19 protein-coding genes are annotated in these 21,096 nt (G+C 34.5%); 14 read left to right on the top strand and 5 right to left on the bottom strand.

What is annotated here, in order from left to right; translation table 11 throughout:
* Positions 1–70 precede the first annotated feature (70 nt).
* The 3 genes from RMN97_RS09760 to RMN97_RS09750 all read left to right on the top strand — a co-directional run bounded on the left by RMN97_RS09760 (position 71) and on the right by RMN97_RS09750 (position 1,932).
* Positions 71–478 (top strand): hypothetical protein, encoded by a 408-nt coding sequence (locus tag RMN97_RS09760; RefSeq protein ID WP_309614329.1) that lies wholly within the window; start codon positions 71–73, stop codon positions 476–478.
* Between the two features lie 185 nt (positions 479–663).
* Positions 664–1,338, top strand: a complete 675-nt coding sequence (locus tag RMN97_RS09755) for a hypothetical protein (protein WP_309614328.1) — start codon at positions 664–666, stop codon at positions 1,336–1,338.
* A gap of 72 nt (positions 1,339–1,410) precedes the next feature.
* Positions 1,411–1,932 carry a DinB family protein gene (locus tag RMN97_RS09750; RefSeq protein WP_309614327.1) on the top strand — a complete coding sequence of 174 codons (522 nt, stop codon included), beginning with the start codon at positions 1,411–1,413 and terminating at the stop codon, positions 1,930–1,932.
* Positions 1,933–2,114: 182 nt separating this feature from the next.
* Here the strand turns inward: RMN97_RS09750 and RMN97_RS09745 are convergent, their stop codons facing one another.
* From RMN97_RS09745 to aroB, 5 genes are all read right to left on the bottom strand, one after another.
* Positions 2,115–2,534 (bottom strand): DNA primase, encoded by a 420-nt coding sequence (locus RMN97_RS09745; RefSeq protein WP_309614326.1) that lies wholly within the window; start codon positions 2,532–2,534, stop codon positions 2,115–2,117.
* An 11-nt stretch (positions 2,535–2,545) separates the two neighbouring features.
* Entirely contained in the window at positions 2,546–3,520 is a 975-nt protein-coding gene (locus RMN97_RS09740) for a deoxyhypusine synthase family protein (RefSeq protein ID WP_309614325.1), read from the bottom strand.
* Positions 3,521–3,641: 121 nt separating this feature from the next.
* The gene (locus tag RMN97_RS09735; protein ID WP_309614324.1) at positions 3,642–5,045 is read right to left on the bottom strand and encodes an arginine decarboxylase; all 1,404 of its coding nucleotides are present in this window, start codon (positions 5,043–5,045) and stop codon (positions 3,642–3,644) included.
* A 55-nt stretch (positions 5,046–5,100) separates the two neighbouring features.
* Positions 5,101–5,280, bottom strand: coding sequence for a hypothetical protein (locus RMN97_RS09730; RefSeq protein ID WP_309614323.1), 180 nt, complete (start codon positions 5,278–5,280; stop codon positions 5,101–5,103).
* Between the two features lie 57 nt (positions 5,281–5,337).
* Positions 5,338–6,405 (bottom strand): 3-dehydroquinate synthase, encoded by a 1,068-nt coding sequence (gene aroB, locus RMN97_RS09725; protein WP_309614337.1) that lies wholly within the window; start codon positions 6,403–6,405, stop codon positions 5,338–5,340.
* 136 nt (positions 6,406–6,541) lie between these two features.
* Here aroB and RMN97_RS09720 point away from each other — a divergent pair, with 136 nt between their 5' ends.
* The 11 genes from RMN97_RS09720 to RMN97_RS09670 all read left to right on the top strand — a co-directional run.
* Positions 6,542–6,832, top strand: a complete 291-nt coding sequence (locus RMN97_RS09720; protein WP_309614322.1) for a TIGR03643 family protein — start codon at positions 6,542–6,544, stop codon at positions 6,830–6,832.
* A 14-nt stretch (positions 6,833–6,846) separates the two neighbouring features.
* Positions 6,847–7,266: a DUF2452 domain-containing protein gene (locus RMN97_RS09715; protein WP_309614321.1), complete on the top strand. Its 420-nt coding sequence runs from the start codon at positions 6,847–6,849 to the stop codon at positions 7,264–7,266.
* Positions 7,267–7,282: 16 nt separating this feature from the next.
* Positions 7,283–7,933, top strand: coding sequence for a flavin reductase (locus RMN97_RS09710; protein ID WP_309614320.1), 651 nt, complete (start codon positions 7,283–7,285; stop codon positions 7,931–7,933).
* The gene (locus RMN97_RS09705) at positions 7,926–9,416 is read left to right on the top strand and encodes a deoxyribodipyrimidine photo-lyase (protein ID WP_309614319.1); all 1,491 of its coding nucleotides are present in this window, start codon (positions 7,926–7,928) and stop codon (positions 9,414–9,416) included. The genes RMN97_RS09710 and RMN97_RS09705 overlap by 8 nt, the downstream gene beginning before the upstream one ends.
* A complete protein-coding gene (locus RMN97_RS09700) occupies positions 9,416–10,150 on the top strand; it encodes a DUF2071 domain-containing protein (protein ID WP_309614318.1) in 735 nt (244 codons plus the stop codon). The genes RMN97_RS09705 and RMN97_RS09700 overlap by 1 nt, the downstream gene beginning before the upstream one ends.
* Entirely contained in the window at positions 10,137–10,277 is a 141-nt protein-coding gene (locus RMN97_RS09695; protein ID WP_309614317.1) for a DUF2256 domain-containing protein, read from the top strand. The genes RMN97_RS09700 and RMN97_RS09695 overlap by 14 nt, the downstream gene beginning before the upstream one ends.
* Before the next feature lie 87 nt (positions 10,278–10,364).
* Entirely contained in the window at positions 10,365–11,900 is a 1,536-nt protein-coding gene (locus RMN97_RS09690) for a cryptochrome/photolyase family protein (protein ID WP_309614316.1), read from the top strand.
* On the top strand, positions 11,897–13,195 hold the full coding sequence (locus RMN97_RS09685) for a DASH family cryptochrome (protein WP_309614315.1): 1,299 nt from the start codon (positions 11,897–11,899) through the stop codon (positions 13,193–13,195). The genes RMN97_RS09690 and RMN97_RS09685 overlap by 4 nt, the downstream gene beginning before the upstream one ends.
* Positions 13,196–13,201: 6 nt before the next feature.
* Entirely contained in the window at positions 13,202–14,629 is a 1,428-nt protein-coding gene (locus RMN97_RS09680) for an SDR family oxidoreductase (RefSeq protein WP_309614314.1), read from the top strand.
* Positions 14,630–14,688: 59 nt separating this feature from the next.
* A complete protein-coding gene (locus RMN97_RS09675) occupies positions 14,689–15,861 on the top strand; it encodes a proline dehydrogenase family protein (RefSeq protein WP_309614313.1) in 1,173 nt (390 codons plus the stop codon).
* 148 nt (positions 15,862–16,009) lie between these two features.
* The coding region (locus RMN97_RS09670) for a hypothetical protein (protein WP_309614312.1) at positions 16,010–21,096 on the top strand (5,087 nt) is incomplete at its 3' end.

The following is a 21,096-nucleotide window of genomic DNA, read 5'->3' as shown; positions in this document are numbered from 1 at the left end:
ATACGATATTGCATTATTATGTATCTTAGTCTAGGTTTTTAATGTTATCAATAATTTTAATTGAGTTAATATGAAAAAATATGCACTTCTCTTTATAGCATTTTTTCTTTCTGTAAGCAGTTTTGCTCAGAAGAATAACAAAGTCCAAACTAACAAAAAAACGGAAAAGGCAAAACCAACTCCACTCAAAGAGGAAGCTGTTGTTACAACGTTTACCAAAATAAAAATCATAGAAAACTACGAAAGAGTTTTAGAGAAAGGGTACAAGACCGAAGCAATGCTAAAGGCTGTAGCTGATTATCGTTTTTTTGCCGAGGATTTGGCTGCCGCAGCAAAATGGTATACGCAATTATTTGAATTCTGCCCAGATGAATTAGAGCCAGTTTACTATTATAGATATGCTGAATCATTGAAAAGTATTGGTCAAACTGAAAAAGCAGAAGAGATGATGACGCTATTTCAAAGTAAAAAAGTATAGAATAATTTTCAGGGCATTTTACCACTTATACCAACCAAGTTTTCAGCGAATAGGCACTTATTGAATAACTTGAAATTTCAGCACATCTGTTTATAAATTCATGTAATAATAAAGATAAGGAGCAAAATATTTTTGTACCTTAGACATGGTTTTTGAATATTGACACTAATCTTAATTGAGTTGATATGAAAAATTATGTACTTCTCTTTATTGTTATTTTTTTTTCTTCTAGTGGTTTTGCTCAGAAGAGCAATAAAGCCCCAACAACCAATAAGAAAACTGAATATGTGCAACCAACTCCCGAGAAAACTTCTACTCAAGAAGTTGCAGTCGTAGCGTACGCTGTCGAAGAAACAATAAACATGAAATTTGGAGGAAGAACGACAACTTATGCAGTATCGAGTTTAGATTTGGTTGACAAAAATGAATTGGGACCAGAAAACACTAGAGTTGTAAAACCGAAATACGTAAAGGTAAAACCAAAAGAAGAGTTACCCGTTATAGACAAACTATCGTCTTTACAGGTTGTTACTAATGAGACTGTTATTGAACCTGTCGATGTTAATGTAGTTGTTCCAAATGGAAAATTGTTATATACCAAAATAAAAATCATTGAAAACTATGAAAGGGTTTTAGAGAAAGGATACAAAACGGAGGAAATGCTTTTAGCAGTAGCAAATTACCATTTTTTCGAAGGCGATTTGGTTATCGCTGCCAAATGGTATACGCAACTATTTGAATACTGCCCTGATGAATTAGAAGCTGTTTACTTTTACCGCTACGCTAAGTCATTAGAATGCGTTGGTCAAATTGAAAAAGCAAATGAGATGATGGCGCTATATCAGATTAAAAAAATGTAAAAAGAAGCGTCAAGGTTCTTAGTCTTTTGCAAATAAAATAGTGAACTTTGCTACACTTAAAAATTAGCTATCATGAAACCATCCGATTTACAACCTGAAGAATTTGCAGGGCATTTTGCCACTTATATTAACCAAGTTTCCAGCGAATATACATTAGTAGAAGAACTTGAAATCTCGGTGCATCGCTTGATAAAATTTGTTCAAAATATACCATTAGACAAATTTGATTACCGTTACGCCGAAGGAAAATGGACCATCAAAGACATTATCCAACACTTGATTGATGCCGAAAGAATATTTGGGTATCGCGCTTTGCGTTTCGCCAGAAATGACAAAACCGAATTGCCTGGATTTGAAGAAAATGATTATGTTGATTATGCCAATGCCAACCAAAGAAGCATTCAGGATTTATTGACCGAATTGGCTGTTGTCAGACAGGCGACATTGTCTTTATTCAAATCATTTTCAAATGAAGATTTACACCGAATAGGAATCGCTTCCCACAACCTAATGTCAGTTCGCGCTTTGGGATTTACCATTATTGGACATCAAAATCACCATCAGAGAGTTTTTGAGGAAAGATATTTAGATTAAATTACAAAAAGCAAAAAGCAAAAAGCAAAAAGCAAAAAGAAAATTACAAATAAAGTTCAAGTTTCAATCAACAAAAAATCCCAAACGCCTTAATTGGAATTTGGAATTTTTTTATTTGGATTTTTTCCTTTTTTTTGGAATTTGGAATTTTAAAATTTGTAATTTATAAACTTCTTTGAAGTTTATTCATCATCATCTTCATCTTCGACAAAGTTATCTGTGGCTTCAAAGTCATCATCATCATCATCGTCATCACCATCGTCTGAACCGCCTTTGTCATTTAATAAATCTTCTTCTTCCTCATCTTCATTTTCATCAGGTGCATCTTCATCATCGTCTATCCCTTTGATTGGATTAATAGGTTCCACTACAGAGTCAATATCTTCTTCATCGTATTTTTCCATACGGCTAGCTAATTTTGTGCTCACTTTCACCAAGTAAATAGTATCTTCTGTTTTAACTTCAACAGCTTCGATTAGTTCGTTTTGGGCATTTCTAAAACGAATAATATCAGAGTCGTCATAACCTTCGGGGAATTTATCTACCAATAAATTCAGAATGTCACCAGTTAGTTTAGCATAGTCTACAATAATTCTTCTCATAAAAAAATATTTTATAAATCTAGTATGTAAGCAAAGATTAAAGGTACAACAATCGTTGCATCAGATTCAACAATAAATTTGGGTGTGTGTATATCTAATTTTCCCCATGTAATTTTTTCATTGGGAACAGCTCCGGAATAGGAGCCATAACTGGTAGTCGAATCCGATATTTGGCAAAAATAACTCCAAAACGGAACTTCGTGCATTTCCATATCCTGATATAACATTGGCACTACGCATATTGGAAAATCACCAGCAATTCCGCCACCAATCTGAAAGAAACCTAATCCTTTTCCACTTGAATTTTTTGGATACCAATCGGCTAACCACATCATATATTCGATACCACTTTTCATTGTGGTAGCATTAAATTCTCCTTTGATACAATAGGAAGCAAAGATATTTCCCATAGTACTATCTTCCCAACCCGGAACTACGATTGGCAGATTCTTTTCAGCCGCTGCAACCATCCAGGAATCTTTTGGATCAATTTCATAGTATTGCTTCAATACTCCTAAATTAATCATTTGATACATGAACTCATGGGGAAAATAACGTTCTCCTTTTGAGTTGGCATTGTTCCAAATATTATACAAATGTGATTGCAATCTTCGGAACGCTTCTTCCTCCGGAATACAAGTATCGGTAACTCGATTGAAATGATTTTCTAATAAATCCCATTCTTCCTGTGGACTTAAATCTCTATAATTTGGTACTCTTTTATAAGAATTGTGAGCCACCAAATTCATAATATCTTCTTCTAAATTGGCACCAGTACAAGAAATAATATGCACTTTATCCTGACGAATCATTTCTGCTAATGATTTTCCCAACTCGGCTGTACTCATAGCACCGGCAAGTGAAATCAACATTTTACCATTGTCAAGCAAATGTTCTTCGTATCCTTTTGCTGCATCAACAAGCGCTGCCGCATTGAAATGAAGGTAATGTTTTTCTATAAACTGACTAATTGGTCCTTTGCTCATTTTGTAATTTGTTGCGTGTAATTTGCTGTTCAAAGAAAATCTATTTTTTTTATAACTACAAACTATTTTTTTACATTTTTTTCTCTTCTAAATACTGCTTACTGCCACTGTAAACTGCCGACTATTTTTTCTGGTATCCTAATATTTTCAAGACATCGTCAGAAGTTTGTTGTTCTGAAAAAACTTCTGTTGACAAAAATCCGTTTTCATCTCTATCAATTAAAATATGTTTCGGTTGTGGAATCAAACAGTGATGCAATCCACCAAAACCACCAATGGTTTCTTGATATGCACCAGTATTGAAAAAACCAATATATAATGGCTTTTCTTTACTGTATTTTGGCAAATAAATGGCATTCATATTTTGCTCGGAGTTGTAATAATCGTCACTATCGCAAGTCATTCCGCCTAGTAAAACTCTTTCGTAAGTATCATTCCAACGATTTACTGCCAACATGATAAAGCGCTTGTTAATTGCCCAAGTATCTGGTAAAGTTGTGATAAATGAACTGTCAATCATATTCCAGGCTTCCCTGTCGTTTTGTTGTTTTTGATACAAAACCTGATAAATTGCTCCGCCAGATTCTCCAACAGTAAATGAACCAAATTCCGTAAAAATATTCGGCACATCCACTTCAGCTTCTTCACAGGCAATTTTGATTTGATTGATGATTTCGTCAATCATATATTGGTAATCGTATTCGAATGCTAAAGAATTTTTAATGGGGAAACCGCCGCCAATATTCAAGCCATCCAAGGTTGGACATTCTTTTTTAAGCTGAATGTACACTTTGATACACTTTACCAATTCATTCCAATAGTAAGCAGTATCGTTAATTCCGGTATTGATAAAAAAGTGAAGCATTTTCAGCTCCAGATTATCATTTTCCTGAATTTGTTTTTTATAAAAAGCAACAATATTTTTATATCCAATTCCTAATCTGGAAGTATAAAACTCAAACTTTGGTTCTTCCTCCGCTGCGATTCTGATTCCGATTTTGAATTTTCCTTTGATATGCTCTTGTAACAAATCGAGTTCTTCATAATTATCAATAATCGGAATAGTGTTTTTATGACCATGATTAATTAAACGGGCAATGTTTTCAATATACTGGTCACGTTTGAAACCATTGCATATAATGTAAGTGCTTTTGTTGATTTTTCCGTTTTCCAATAAATTCTCCACAATATTGATATCAAAAGCTGAAGACGTTTCAATGTGAATGTTATTCTTGAAAGCTTCATTCATTACGTATTGAAAATGAGAACTTTTAGTACAGTAACAATAGTAATATTTCGCTTCGTACTTATTTTTTTCCATTGCATTTCTGAACCAGTTTTTGGCTCTTTTAATGTTGTTGGAAATTTGTGGTAAAAAAGTAAACTTTAAAGGTGTTCCATATTGCTCGACTAATTTCATCAAATCAATATTATGAAATTGCAGTTGGCTGTCTTTGTTTAAAGTAAATTCTTCTTGTGGGAAGTAATAAGTTTGATTAATTAAATCGAAATATTTAGTGTTCATTTAAGAGTTTTAATTAAGGATTAGTTTAGTTGTATAAAACAAAATAATCTATAATTCAAACTCTAATATTAGCGTAAATAATTGGAAGTTTTTCTTGAAATAAAAATGTAATTGGTGAACACAAAGCCATCAAATCATTTTTGAGAACATAAAAATGATTAGAAACAGTGAAGAAATTAAGATTGGTTTCTTGACTATAAATACTGTAAACAGAAGTGTTGACACTTTTTTTCATTAGGGCAAATGTAAAAAATAATATATACGAAATGCAACTATTGGTATCAAAATTATGTTAACTTTTATAATCGGTGAATGATTTTATAATTAATTCATTTTCAACTTCTTGATTGATTTTAATATTTCCGATTCCGTCAAGCAATGCAAATTGTATTTTCCCGTATTCATTTTTCTTGTCGTGAATGAGTAAATCGACTATGGGTTTCAGGTCATTTTCTTCAAAAACGATGGTTTCAAAAACTGCATTTATGGAATTTTTGATTTCTAAATATTCAACTGCTGAAAGCAACTTTTTCTGCCAAGAGATGTAACTTTCTAATATCATCCCTACAGCAATGGCTTCACCATGTAACAAGGTTTTTTTGTTTTCATTTTCCAAAAAATAACTTTCAATGGCGTGTCCTAAAGTGTGACCAAAATTTAATGCTTTTCGGATACCATTTTCAGTTGGGTCTTGCATCACAATTTCGTTTTTAATTTCAATAGAACGATGAATTAATTCGTCAAAATCTTCAAAATCAACTTCACTTAAATCTTTGAATTTTGTCCAATAGTTGGTGTCGAAAATCAATCCGTGTTTTAGCATTTCTGCCAATCCGGAGCGCATTTCGTTTTGTGGTAAAGTTGATAGATATTCAGTATCAATCAACACCATTTTTGGAACATTTATAACACCAATTTGGTTTTTTAAGTTGCCTAGATCAACCCCATTTTTACCTCCGACAGAGGCATCAACCATAGCTAAAAGTGTGGTTGGAACATGAATAAAATCGATTCCTCTTTTAAATGTGGAAGCTACAAATCCACCAATATCTGTAATTACGCCACCACCAATATTAATCAGAAGACTTTTTCTGTCGCCGCCAAGTTCCGTTAGAATTGTCCAAATCTCGACACAAGTGTTAATATTTTTTTCGATTTCACCGGCTTCGATTTCGATAATTTCGATAGTTTTATCAGTAGCTAAAAAAGGTAAAAATCGGGATAAGCAATATTTGTTGGTGTTAGTATCGGTCAAAATAAAAATAGTAGAATACTTATTTTCCTCAATAAAAGTATTGATAAAGTCATATCCGTTTTCGCTGAATAAAATAGGATAACCGTTGGCAGCTATTGATTGCATCATTGTTTAAAATGTATTCAGCAAAATAAGGGATTTTTTTTCTAATAACGTAATAAGATTTATTAATAGGTTTTTACCTTTTAGTGACAAATAAGTTTTATATTTGTTTAACTTTATAAAAAAAAGAATAAACAAAATGCCAATAATTGCAAAAAAAAATCTAGACGATATAGCCATTGACCGAATTATTGAGATGGCTTGGGAAGACAGAACTCCTTTTGATGCTATTAAATTTCAGTTTGGTTTGGCTGAAGCCGATGTTAAAGCATTGATGAAACGAGAACTCAAATTCAGTAGTTACAAACTTTGGAGAAAACGTGTTGAAAATTGTAAAACAAAACATTTGGCAAAACGTGTAACTGGAATCGATAGATTCAAATGCAATATGCAACGTGCGATTTCCAACAATAAGATTTCGAAACGATAATTATTTAAGAAAAAATGGAAAAAGAAAGACCTGATAATATAGTATTTTCTGATGATCAAGGATATAATGCAAGTTTGTTGCCTTATGCGACAAATGTTGGAGCTCCAGTAATAAAAATGGATGATCTTGTCTCTTGGAAAAGTAGAGGAATTAGCACCGTTAACAAAGAGTTTGAAAATAAATTCAACGAACTTAAAATGCAATACCAAAACTTAATGAACGAATACGAATGGAACGAATTAGTGTATAGTTCGAAGTTTTCATTCGAACCGGTTATTGGCGAAATTTATCATTTGTATGTAGGCGATGATGGAATTAATTTTCTGTCGTTAATTTCTCCGCAAGAATGGAACAAAGAACACATTGGCACTTTTAAATTGAATAGTGATAAAAAGTGGATTGTGTTAAATCAGAAAAACAATGTTTTTCAATAAATTACAAATACAAAAAATGATGCAAAAACATATTTCTTTTGACGCTATAATGGCGATGGATAAACAAGAACGCGTTCATTTTGTAAACAGTTTAGGAGGTTTTAAAAGTATAGCACTTGTTGGAACTGTAGATAAAGTTGGAAATACAAACCTTGCTGTTTTTAGTTCTGTTTTTCATCTTGGAGCGCATCCACCATTGATAGCCTTGATTTTTAGACCAAGTCCGCCAGAGCGAAATACTTTAAGTAATCTGCTTGAAACCGGTTTTTATACTTTGAATCATATTAATGAAACTATCTATAAAGAGGCACATCAAACTTCAGCGCGTTATGAAAAAGGAGTTTCTGAATTTGATGAAACTGGTCTAACGTCTATTTATAAAAATGATTTTAAAGCACCTTTTGTAAAAGAAAGTTTAGTGCAAATCGGAATGGCATTCAGAGAAAAAATAGACATCACCATCAACAATACAATAATGGTTATTGGGGAAATTGTTCAGGTTTATTTTCCGGAAAATTGTCTCGCTGAAGATGGATTTATAGATTTAGAAAAAGCGAATACCATTACCTGCTCTGGTTTGGATAGTTATCATAAAACCATTCAATTAGATCGATTGAGTTATGCCAAACCCAATAAAGAATTAACATCAATACTCAAAATTGAATAAAAAAACCATAAATATTGTTTGGTTTAAAAGAGATTTGCGATTAACTGATCACGAGCCTTTATTTCACGCACAACAATCGGGTTTGCCGATTTTACTACTTTATTTTTTTGAACCTTCAGTTATGGCTTATGATGATTCAGACGCAAGACATTGGCGGTTTGTTTATGAATCAATTGTAGATATGCAAACCAAATTAGATTCGGTTGAAGCCAACCTCTATTTTTTTCATAAGGAGGTTAAAGATGTTTTCGAAGAAATTGCAAAAGAGTATGAAGTGAAAACAGTTTACTCTCATCAGGAAATTGGAAATAAAATTACGTTTGATAGAGATATTGAAATGCAACACTATTTTTCTGAAAATGCAATCGAGTGGAAGGAATTCCAATTGCATGGTGTGATTCGGAAATTAAAATCTAGAAAAGATTGGGACAAACGTTGGGAAAAAGTAATGCGAGATATTCCCAAAATATTTGATTTAAATTCTTTAAATATCGAAAAATTAGATTCCGATTTATACAATAAATTAAAAGGGAAAACTCTAAATAATGAAATCACAACACACAACAAAAACTTCCAGCAAGGTGGCGAATATTGGGCTTGGCGTTATTTAGACAGTTTTGTAAAAGAACGCTATGTTAATTACAGCAAACATATTTCAAAACCTAATTTAAGCAGAAAAGGATGTAGCCGATTATCGCCTTATTTGACTTATGGAAACATTAGTATGCGAATGGTTTATCAATATACCAATCAGTTTTACGAACAAGCATCCAACAAAAGAGCGATGCTCAATTTTGTGTCACGATTGCACTGGCATTGTCATTTTATGCAAAAGTTTGAAGACGAATGTCGGATGGAATTTCATAACATCAATACTGCTTTTGATGTGATAAAAAAACCAAAGAATGAAGCTTTTATCCAAGCATGGCAACAAGGAAGAACTGGAGTTCCAATTGTTGATGCTTGTATGCGATGTGTCATTGCTACGGGTTATCTCAACTTTAGAATGCGAGCGATGGTTGTGTCGTTTTTTGTGTTTAATCTTTGGCAAGATTGGCGAGAACTGCATTTTTTAGCTAGACAATTTTTAGATTATGAACCCGGAATTCATTATCCGCAGTTGCAAATGCAATCGGGCGTTACGGGAATCAATACGGTCCGAATTTATAATCCGATTAAGAATTCAGAAGAACACGATAACGAGGGAATTTTTATTAAAAAATGGTTGCCAGAATTAGCTGCTATTCCGACTCATTTAATTCATGAACCTTGGAAATTGAGTTTAATTGAACAGCAATTGTATGAATGTGAAATCGGCAAAGATTATCCTGCACCAATTGTTGATATTGAAGCCACTCGCAAATACGCCAGCGATATCATTTGGAGTTTTCGCAAAACAGATGAAGTCAAAACTGAAGGAAAACGAATTCTGAAAAAACATGTGAGTAGTACCAGAAGAAATTCAAAAAAGACAACTAAGTAATGACACTATTTTTAAAAGCAAATTGGGAAAACATAATCATGGTTAATTACGAAATTGATCCAGATATATTGATGCCGTTTTTGCCGAAAGGCGTTGAACTCGATTTGTTTAAAGGAAAAGCTTATGTAAGCCTTGTTGGTTTTATGTTTAAAGACACCAAATTGTTCAATATTCCAATCCCAAAATTGGGCACTTTTGAAGAAATCAATCTACGCTTTTATGTAACCCGAACTGAAGATGGCATAACAAAAAGAGGAGTTGTTTTTATAAATGAAACGATTCCGTATAAAATTGTGGCTTGGATGGCCAATAAATTATATAAAGAACATTACACGGTTGTTCCAACAAAACACACAATTTCAAAAGATGCCACCAACCAAAATATTAAATTTGAATGGCTAATAGATAGAAAATGGAATAGCATTTATTTAGAAAATAGTTTGTCGTATCATAAAATGCAAGATGATTCGCTTGAAAAATTTATCTACGAACATTATTATGGTTACACCAAAGTGAGTGAAAAAAATACAGAAGAATATCGTTTGCATCATCCTAGTTGGGAAATTCACGATGTACTAGATTATAAAATTGATTGCGATTTCAAAGCGATGTATGGCGATTCATTTGCACTATTAAATTATGCGAAGCCTGAAGCGGTTTTTATAGCAAAAGGCTCCTCGGTAGGTATAGAATGGAAAAGAACAAAATTATACTTTGATAATGAACGGAGTTAAAAAACAAAATTTACCAAGCAAAATCTGCATGGTTTGCAACCGACCTTTTTCTTGGCGCAAAAAATGGGAGAAAGTTTGGGATGAAGTCAAATATTGTAGTGATAAATGCAGAGTAAACAACAAATAAAACCATTAAGGTATTAAGTTTCATTAAGCCATATAAAAACTTAATTTTTCTTAATTTCTTAATGTTTTGAAAATTAATTAATTAAAAATGTCAAAAACCTTACGACTAATTCTTGGTGACCAGCTAAACACTAATCATTCTTGGTTCAAAACCATCGATGATTCGGTTACTTATGTTATGATGGAAGTACGGACAGAAACCGATTATGCACAGCATCACATTCAAAAAGTAGTTGGTTTTTTTAGTGCTATGCGTTCTTTTGCTGCCGAATTACAATCGAAAAAGCATAAGGTGATTTACATTCATTTAAATGATAAAAATAATTTGCAATCATTTGAAAAGAATTTAGATGCATTATTAAATCAAGGAAATTATACTCAGTTTGAATATCAATTACCGGATGAATATCGATTAGATGTTTTGTTAAAAAACTATTGCAATCAGCTTTTAATTCCATATTCAGTTTACGATACAGAACATTTTTTCAGCAAAAGGGAAGAATTAGGCAACTTCTTTGAAGGCAAAAAAATGTTCTTGATGGAATCCTTTTATCGCGCCATGAGAAAGAAACACAATGTGCTGATGGAAGGCGATAAACCAGCAACAGGTCAGTGGAATTATGATGGCGAAAACCGTAAAAAGTTGCCCAAAAATCATAAACCAACACCGCCATTAGTTTTTAATAATGATGTTAGTAAAATTGTTGCCGAAATCAAAGATACAGATATTTCAACTATTGGAAGTATTGATGCTGCTAATTTTGTTTGGCCAATAAACAGAGAACAATCATTAGCCTTACTCGATTTTTTTGTTGCAGAATTTTTGCCATTATTTGGCTCTTATCAAGATGCGATGACGCCAAATGAATGGTCTTTGTATCATTCCAGAATTTCATTTTCAATGAATGTTAAAATGATTTCTCCCAAAGAAGTAATCGATAAAGCGATTCAAGAATGGGAAAACCGAAAAGATGAAATTGAATACAATCAACTTGAAGGTTTTGTGCGTCAAATTATTGGTTGGCGCGAATACATGCGTGGTATTTATTGGTTAAAAATGCCCGAATATGCTTCTTTGAATTTTTTTAATAACACCGAAAAATTACCCGATTGGTTTTGGACAGGTAAAACCAAAATGAATTGCCTGAAAGATGCCATTACCCAATCTTTAGAGTATGCCTACGCACATCATATTCAGCGATTGATGATTACGGGAAACTTTGCCTTGTTGGCTGGAGTGCATCCTGATGAAGTCGATGCGTGGTATCTTGGGATTTATATCGATGCTATTGAATGGGTTGAAATCACTAACACACGCGGCATGAGTCAGTTTGCCGATGGCGGAATCGTAGGCACAAAACCTTATGTGAGTTCGGCTTCCTACATTGATAAAATGAGCCATTATTGCGGCAGTTGTTTCTATAAAAAAGCATTGAAAACAGGTGAAAAAGCGTGTCCGTTTAACAGCTTGTATTGGAATTTTTATGATAAACATGAAGATAAATTATCCAAAAACCCAAGAATCGGAATGATGTATAACGTTTGGCGAAAAATGAAACCCGAAGATAAAAGTGCTTTGTTAGAACAAGCCGATTATTATCTGAAAAATATAAATGAATTATGAAAAGAAGTATCGTTTGGTTCAAAACCGATTTACGATTGCATGATAATGAAACACTCGTAAAAGCAATAGCCAAGAGTGATGAAATTATTCCGGTGTATTGTTTTGATGAAGCGCAGTTTGAATTGACGGAGTACGGTTTCAAAAAAACAGGAAGTTTCAGAGCACAATTTTTATTAGAATCTGTAGCCGATTTAGATAAAAATCTAAGAGAATTAGGTTCTGGATTAATCATTGTGAAAGGAAAGCCTGAAGTTGAAATTCCAAAATTAGTTCAGGAGTACAAAGCGTATAAAGTCTTTGCAAAGCGAGAAGTTGCTCATGAAGAAAAGGAAACTGACGCTTTAGTTGAATCTGAGCTTTTTAAACTGCGTTGCGAGTTTGAAACCTTCAGCACCAGTACTTTATATCATGCCCAAGATTTGCCTTTTTCCATAAAAGACATTCCAGATGTTTTTACCAATTTCAGAAAAAAGACAGAGAAGGATGCTGTGATAAGAACTGTTTTCAGAAAACCTACCGAAATCAAATCTCCGCTTATAGTACCAATTCATTTGCCCACTTTAAATTATTTAGGTTTGGATAACATCACCAGCGATTCAAGAGCGGTACTTCGGTTTGAAGGTGGAGAGACATCGGGTTTACAACGGTTAATCCACTATTTTTTTGAAACCAAATCAATTTCAAAATATAAAGAAACCCGAAATGGATTGATTGGCGCCGATTATTCTTCAAAATTTTCAGCTTGGTTGGCATTAGGTTGCCTATCACCACGTGAAATCTACTTTGAACTCAAAAAATACGAGGAAGAATTTGGTGCAAACGAATCGACTTATTGGTTAGTTTTCGAATTGTTATGGCGTGATTATTTTAGGTTTATGATGAAGAAATACCACGCTAAATTTTTTCAATTAGCAGGAATCCAAAACAAAGGAATTTTGGTTAATAAACACAATATTCAGGTATTGCAAAGCTGGATTGATGGTTCTACAGGAGTTGATTTTGTTGATGCCAATATGTTAGAACTTAAACTTACAGGTTTTATGAGTAACAGAGGCCGACAAAATGTAGCCAGTTATTTGTGTAATGATTTGAAACTCGATTGGCGTTACGGAGCAGCTTATTTTGAGCAACAATTAATCGATTATGATGTGTGCAGCAATTGGGGAAATTGGGCATATTTAGCGGGTGTTGGCAATGATCCAAGAGGAAATCGTTATTTTAATATCGAAAAGCAAGCACAGGACTATGATAAGAATGAAGTTTATAGAAATTTATGGTTGAATGCTACTAATTAATTTTTTATGAAAATTCTTTTAACAGGAGCAAATGGTTATGTCGGCAGAAGATTATTGCCCGAATTATTGGCGCAAGGTCATGAAGTGATTTGTTGTGTTCGCGATAAAATGCGCATGGGATTTGACCGACAAATACTCTCATTGGTCACAATTTGGGAAGTCGATTTTTTAGATGATGTTTGTTTTGACCACTGTCCACTTGATATTGACATTGCCTATTTTTTAATTCATTCAATGTCGAGTTCTATAGACGCTTTTGATGTTATGGAATCCAAAACCGCTCAAAACTTCAATCAGTATTCAGAATATATGAAGGTTAAGCAAGTTATCTATTTAAGTGGAATTGTAAATGACCCAAATTTATCGAAACACATGCTTTCGAGAAATAGCGTTGAGAAAATATTGTTTGAAGGGAAACCAAATTTGACCGTTTTAAAAGCCGGAATTATTGTTGGCTCCGGAAGTTCTTCATTCGAAATCATTCGAGATTTATGTGAAAAATTGCCCATAATGATTACACCAAAATGGGTGCTGACAAAGACGCAACCCATTGCTATTCGGGATGTGATTCAATATTTGCTTGGTGTGCAAAATAGAGAGGATTGCTTTAACCAGTCTTTTGATATTGGTGGGCCAAATGTAATCACTTACAAACATATGATGCAATTGTATGCCAAAACCCGTAACATCAAATTGGGAATCATAACGGTTCCAATTATGACTCCAAAGTTGTCTTCTTATTGGCTGTATTTTGTTACTTCAACATCCTATAAATTGGCAATAAATTTAGTCGATAGTATGAAAGTTGAAGTAATTTGTAAAGACAATCGACTTCAAAAAATGCTTAATATCAAACCAATATCTTATATAGATGCGATTAAATTGGCATTTGAAAAAATAGAACAAAACTTAGTAATTTCAAGTTGGAAAGACAGCTTGGTTAGCAGCCGTTTTAAAAAAAGTCTGTCGCATTATATTCAGGTTCCGAATTTTGGTTGTCTGAAAGATAGCAAATCAATAGAGATTACTAATCCCGAACAAGTTTTGCACAATATTTGGTCAATAGGCGGCGATAAAGGTTGGTACTATGGCGACTGGATGTGGCAATTTCGAGGCTCCATTGATAAATTATTTGGAGGCGTCGGTTTGCGTAGAGGAAGAACCAGCCCATCCGATTTATACAATGGCGATTCTTTAGATTTTTGGCGGGTTTTATTAGTCGATAAAGAAAATAAACGCTTGCTGCTTTTTGCCGAAATGCGAGTTCCTGGTGAGGCTTGGTTGGAATTTCGCATCGATGAAAATAATGTTCTGCATCAAATAGCTACTTTTCGACCACGAGGGATTTTTGGTCGATTGTATTGGTACAGTATGTTGCCTTTTCATTTTTTCATTTTTAACGGAATGATAAAAAAGATTGCTGGTTCAAACTAGTTTTTTTAAATCGTATAATTGGTAAAAGTCTTTTTATATTTGCTCGGATAAATTGAATTATGGAAAATATTTTTAACAACACTCAGGTTGCCTTTGCACTTAAGACGGATACCGAATTAGAAAGAGCTTACTTTTTATTCAAAATGATTGATAATGAGCCATTAGTGCGCATTGGAACTGCGGTTACTAATTTTGCTCTAAAGGCACACTTGCCAGTTGAAAGTCTGATTAGAGCTACTGTTTTTGATCATTTTTGTGGTGGAACTACGGAAGAAGATTGTCTATCGGTGGTTGATAAAATGTTTGCCAAAGGGGTGTCTTCTGTTTTGGATTATTCGGTTGAAGGGAAAGAAGAAGAAGAACAGTTTGATGCTGCTTTGCAAATGACATTGAAAACGGTTGAATTTGCTAAAGAAAGAAAAGCGATTCCGTTTGCAGTATTCAAGCCAACAGGTTTAGGACGATTTGATTTATATACCAAAGTAGGAGAAAAGCACTCACTTACGTTTGAAGAAAAAAAGGAATGGGATAGAGTTGTGGCTCGTTTTGAGTTGATTTGTATAACAGCTCATGAAAAAGATGTGGCACTATTAATTGATGGAGAAGAAAGCTGGATGCAAGATGCAGCCGATGATTTGGTTACAGAAATGATGAGAAAGTACAATAAAAAGAAAGCGATTGTTTTTAATACGCTTCAGTTGTACCGTTGGGACCGATTGGATTATTTAAAGAAATTGCATGAGAAAGCGAAAGCAGAAGGGTTTTACATCGGAATGAAAATCGTTCGTGGAGCGTATATGGAAAAAGAAAATAACCGCGCTGAAGAAATGGGCTATCCGACACCAATTTGCGAAAGCAAAGAAGCGACTGATAATAATTACGATCTAACAATGGCTTATATGATGGATAATATAGACACTATGTCCATTTTTGCCGGAACACACAATGAATCAAGTTCCTATAAATTAATTGAAATGATGCAAGCCAAAGGGATTTCTAAAAATGATGAACGAATTTGGTTTGGACAATTGTATGGTATGAGTGATAATATTAGTTATAATTTGGCAGAATATGGTTATAATGTTGCCAAGTATTTGCCTTTTGGACCGGTTCGTGATGTTATGCCATATTTGATTAGGAGAGCCGAAGAAAACACTTCGGTGGCTGGTCAGACGAGTAGGGAATTAAATATGTTAAAGACTGAAAGACAACGAAGAAAGCATAATAAATAGAAAAAGCAAACCTCATTAATTGAGGTTTTTTTATGGCTTTTTTTTTTAATATATATTGTAGTGCCGTTAAAATCGATATCTTTGATTTTTGTTTTTTTAAACAAGCCCAACAAATAAATTATAGACCTACTTAAAAGTTATTTTTAGAATGAAAACAATTTCTTTTATACATAAATCATTATTATTGATCGTAACATTAATTTCATTTGAAGGATTTTCGCAGAATCTTTTAGTAAATGGAAATTTTGAAACAGGAACAGTTACAGGTTTTTTTAGTAACGGTGCAGGTTATGTTCGAATATTCCCTCCGTTTTCTGGTACTACATCCACAGGTAATTGGGCACTAACCGATAACCCTCAGCCTATGAATACGGCATCTTTTGTTGCATCAGGTGATCATACAACGGGTGTTGGAATGATGATGGTTATTGATGGGAACACTACGGGAGGACAGCAGAACTTTTGGGAAGCTGGAAATGGAGGCGGTGGTGTTTGTGGTTTAACAACTGGTGTTCAATACACTTTTAGTTTTTGGATTAGATCGGTTTATGGAAGTGTGTCAGGTGCACCAACACCAGCGGTTATAGGAGTTCAAATTCTTAATGCGAGTGCTGTAACTTTAGTATCAGGAAGTCTTACTGCACCACCAACAGCTTCGGGTTGGCAACAAGTAGTTTATACATTTATAGCCAATGGTGCTTGTTCTAATATTAAACTCTACAATAACAATACAAGTGCAGTTGGTAATGATTTTGCTGTTGATGATTTTTCAGTTACAGCACCTCCATTACCTTTATCACTAAGCTATATTTCAAGTAATCCGACCTGTCCTGCTACTGCTACTGGTATAATTACGGCAGCTGCCAGCAATGGAGTTCTTCCGTATACCATTTATAATTTGACTGGGGCAGCCACACAAAGTAATACAACAGGAGTTTTTTCAGGATTATTAGCAGGTAATTATACTATTTCGGTTACTGATACTAATGGTACAACGGTTTCAACTAATGTTACTTTAGTAGATCCACTGGGTTTATCAACTAGCGCTGATACAACTATTTGTTCAGGTAGTCCAACAACTTTAACAGTTAGTGGGGGTTCTTCTGTTTACTCTTGGACAGCTAATCCGGCAGATCCAACTTTGACAACACCTAACTCCTCAAATCCAACCGTTAGTCCAACTCAAAATACAACTTATACTGTTACGTCTACCAGCACTAGTAATGTTAATTTAATTTCCAATGGAAATTTTTCTTCTGGTAATACAGGATTTAGCTCAGCTTATGCCTATTTTAATCCAGCAAATATAACATTTGTACAAAAAGCTTACGGAATAGTTTCAAATCCAAATACTTGGGAACCTGGGTTTTCTGCCGCATGTGTAGATCATACTACAGGAACTGGGCAAATGATGGTTGTTGACGGTTCTACTGTAAATGGAGGTAACGATATGGTGTGGGGGCAAAATATTGCGGTTACTCCTGGACAGAATTGTACGTTTTCTTATTGGCTGCAAACAATATCTTCAGGTAGCCCAGCAATTATTAGAACGGTAATTAATGGAGTATTAATAGGTACTGCTACTGCTTCAGCTACAGTTTGTGGTTGGACTCAATATACTTATGTTTGGAATTCGGGTGCAAGTACATTGGCTCAAGTCCAACTTTTTGATACAAATACTTCTGCTGCTGGAAATGATTTTGCTATAGATGATATCACTTTTACAACAAATCTTGTTTGTAATTTATCTGCTAGTTTACAGATTAATGTTAATACAGCATTAGCACCTAATGTTACTTGTGGAACCACTACGAGTAATTCAATTACATTCAATTGGGTACCTGTTGCAGGAGCCACAAGCTATACTGTTTCCTATCAAATTAACTCAGGTGCAATTAATTCTTTACCTACTTTACCTTCATTAAATCTCACAGTAAATTCATTGAATCCTGGTGATCAAGTTAAAATTACGGTATTGCCTGTTGGAAGTGGATGTTATACCTCAAGCACACAAACTTGTTTTGCTACTACTCCATGTCCGGTGCCAGTGGCAAGCGTTACTCAACAACCTACGTGCGCTAACCCCACTGGAACAATAGTATTTACAAGTCCGGTAAATACGGTATTACCGATCCCAACAAATTTATTTATTTCTCAAGTAACAGATGCAAATTCTGGAGCGTTGACTTATATAGAAATTTATAATGGAACTGGGGCAACAGTGAATTTAGCAAATTATAAAATTAAGATTTATAATAATGGAAGCGGAACTGTAACAGGCACCTGTGATTTTCCTTTATCCGGAAATTTACTAAATAATGATGTTGTTGTTATTGCAGTTGGTAGCGTTGTTAATCTTGGAGGTGTTTTACCCGATTTGACATTCGCAGGCTGTGGTGGAGTTAATAATAATGATAATATACGTTTAGCTACTACTGGTGATGTTGAATTTGATTTATGGGGAGACACAACTGGAACTGCATTCACACCTGCGGGTGCAGTAGGATATAGCTATTCTAGAAATGTACTTGCGCCACATCCTTCTATGTTATGGAATCCTGCTGATTGGACTGCAACCGATTGGATTAGCTCTGCTGTTGAAGATTATTCAAATATTGGAACTTTTAATTATCAAACTGCTAATTATCAATATAGTGTAGTAAGCCCAACTTATCAAGTAGGCCCAACTTTTACTAATTTAGCACCTAATACAATTTATAATGTAACTATTAGGGATTTAGTTTCAGGCTGTACATCAGTTCCAATTCCATTAACAGTAAATCCTGTTTCTACAACAGCACCTCCTGGTGTTACTCCGTTAACATATTGTCAAAATGCTGCAGCAGTTCCTTTAACTGCAACACCTAGCGCTGGTGGAACTTTAAATTGGTACGGAACTAATGCAACCGGAGGAACTGCTTCCGGAACTGCTCCAACTCCTCTAACAACTGGAGCAGTAGGCTCTGTTGTAAATTATTATGTAAGTCAAACTATTAGTGGATGTGAAAGTACAAGAGCTGTTATTGTGGTTTCTATTGGAGTTCCACCAACTACAGCTCCGGTAATGTTTTGTGATGGCGCTACTACAAATTCAACTCAAGTTGGATTTGATTTTAATAGTATAGGTCAAAATAGTTTTACTTACACCTATAGCATTGCCGGTGGTCCACAAGTAACTGGTGTGATTCCATTTTCACCATCAAGTTACATAGTATATGGTGTGACTCAAGGTCAAGCGGTAACTTTAACAATAACATGGAACGGGGTTTGTGCTGCAAGTTTAACCAGAACTTGTTATGCAACTTGTACTACCACACCAGTATTAAATATTACAAACCCGGCAGCAGCTTGCTCGCCAAATACGGTTAACATTACATTACCTGCTGTAACCGCAGGAAGTACAGGAGGCGGAACATTAAGTTATTGGACTGATGCAGCAGCAACAACTGCACTTGCTAATCCAACTGCAATTGCAACAAGTGGAACATACTATATTAAAAGTTCATTAGGAGGTTGTACAGACATTAATCCTGTAGTTGTTACTATAAACTCTTCACCAACATTAAGCATAACAAATCCGGCTGCAGTTTGTTCACCAAATACAATTGATATAACATTACCGGCAGTTACAGCAGGAAGTACAGGAGGCGGAACCTTAAGTTATTGGACTAACGCAACAGCTACAACAGCTTTAGCTAATCCAACTACAATTTCTACAGGTGGAACGTATTATATTAAAAGCACTGTTGGAACTTGTATTGATATTAAGCTAGTTACGGTTACGATTAATCCAACGCCGGTTTTAAGTATAACAAATCCAACAGCTGTTTGTTCACCCAATACAGTTAACATAACCTTAGCATCCGTTACAGCTGGAAGTACAGGCGGTGGAACATTAAGTTATTGGACAAATGCTGCTGCAACAACTACTTTAGCTAACCCAACTACTATTGCAACTAGCGGAACTTATTATATAAAAAGTACACTTGGTAGTTGTTCGGATATTGAACCAGTTGTGGTTACTATTAATCCAACTCCGGTTTTAAGCATATCAAATCCTGCTGCAGTTTGTTCACCAAATACGGTTAACATTACCTTAGCTGGTGTAACTGCAGGAAGTACAGGAGGCGGAACGTTAAGTTATTGGACTAATGCCACAGCTACAACTGCTTTAGCTAACCCTAATGCAATTGCTACAAGTGGAACTTATTTTATTAAAAGCACACTTGGAAGTTGTTCAGACATAGAACCAGTTATAGTTACTATTAGTAATCCGAGTTTAATAATTACAAACCCAGCGGCAGTATGTGCTCCAGCTACAGTTGATATAACATTACCTGCAGTCACGGCAGGAAGTACAAGCGGAGGGACATTGACTTATTGGACAAATGCTACTGCTACAAACGCTATAGCTAATCCTACCACTGTTACAATTGGAGGTACTTATTATATCAAAAGTACAGTTGGAACTTGCTTTGACATAGAACCTGTTGTAGTAACTATTAATGCTAATTTTGTTGTAAATAATCCGTTACCATTACAAAGTTGTGATCCAAACAATGATGGATTTGAAATATTTGACTTGACACAAACTATAAATAGTATTACAAGTGGAAATCCTAACTATAATGTTAGTTTCCATGAAACCCAAGTCGATGCAACTGGAGGTGGAACATCTATCCCAACTCCCGCAAATTATGATAATATTAATCCTTTTTTACAAACAATTTATATAAGAGTAACTTCCAATACATCTACATGTTACCAAGTTGTTACTTTACAATTAATAATCAATCCAACACCTGAAGCCACCGAACCAGATGATTATGAGCTGTGTGATTATACGGGAGCCGTAGGTTTTGAGACTTTTGATTTAACGACAACCATTCCACAGATATTAGGTACTATAAATCCGCTTACCCACACGGTAACTTTTTACACTACCCAGCCTGCAGCAGAATTGGGAACCGGTAACATCACCAATACGACAAGTTACTCTAGTGATACGCAAACGATTTATGTTCGTGTGGAAACTATAGCTTCGGGCTGTTATGATATTGTGACTTTGCAATTAATTGTAAATCCATTACCGAATGCTACCCAGCCAAACTATCCGCAGTATTCACTTTGTGATACAACTGGTTTAGTAGGTTTTGAGACCTTTGATTTAGCCTCACAAGTAAGTGCGATATTATTGGGACAAACCGGTATGGATGTTACGTTTTATCCGAGTTT

It is taken from the genome of Flavobacterium sp. (assembly GCF_031381455.1).
GTDB lineage: Bacteria > Bacteroidota > Bacteroidia > Flavobacteriales > Flavobacteriaceae > Flavobacterium.
This window is presented reverse-complemented; position numbering and strand designations above follow the sequence as displayed.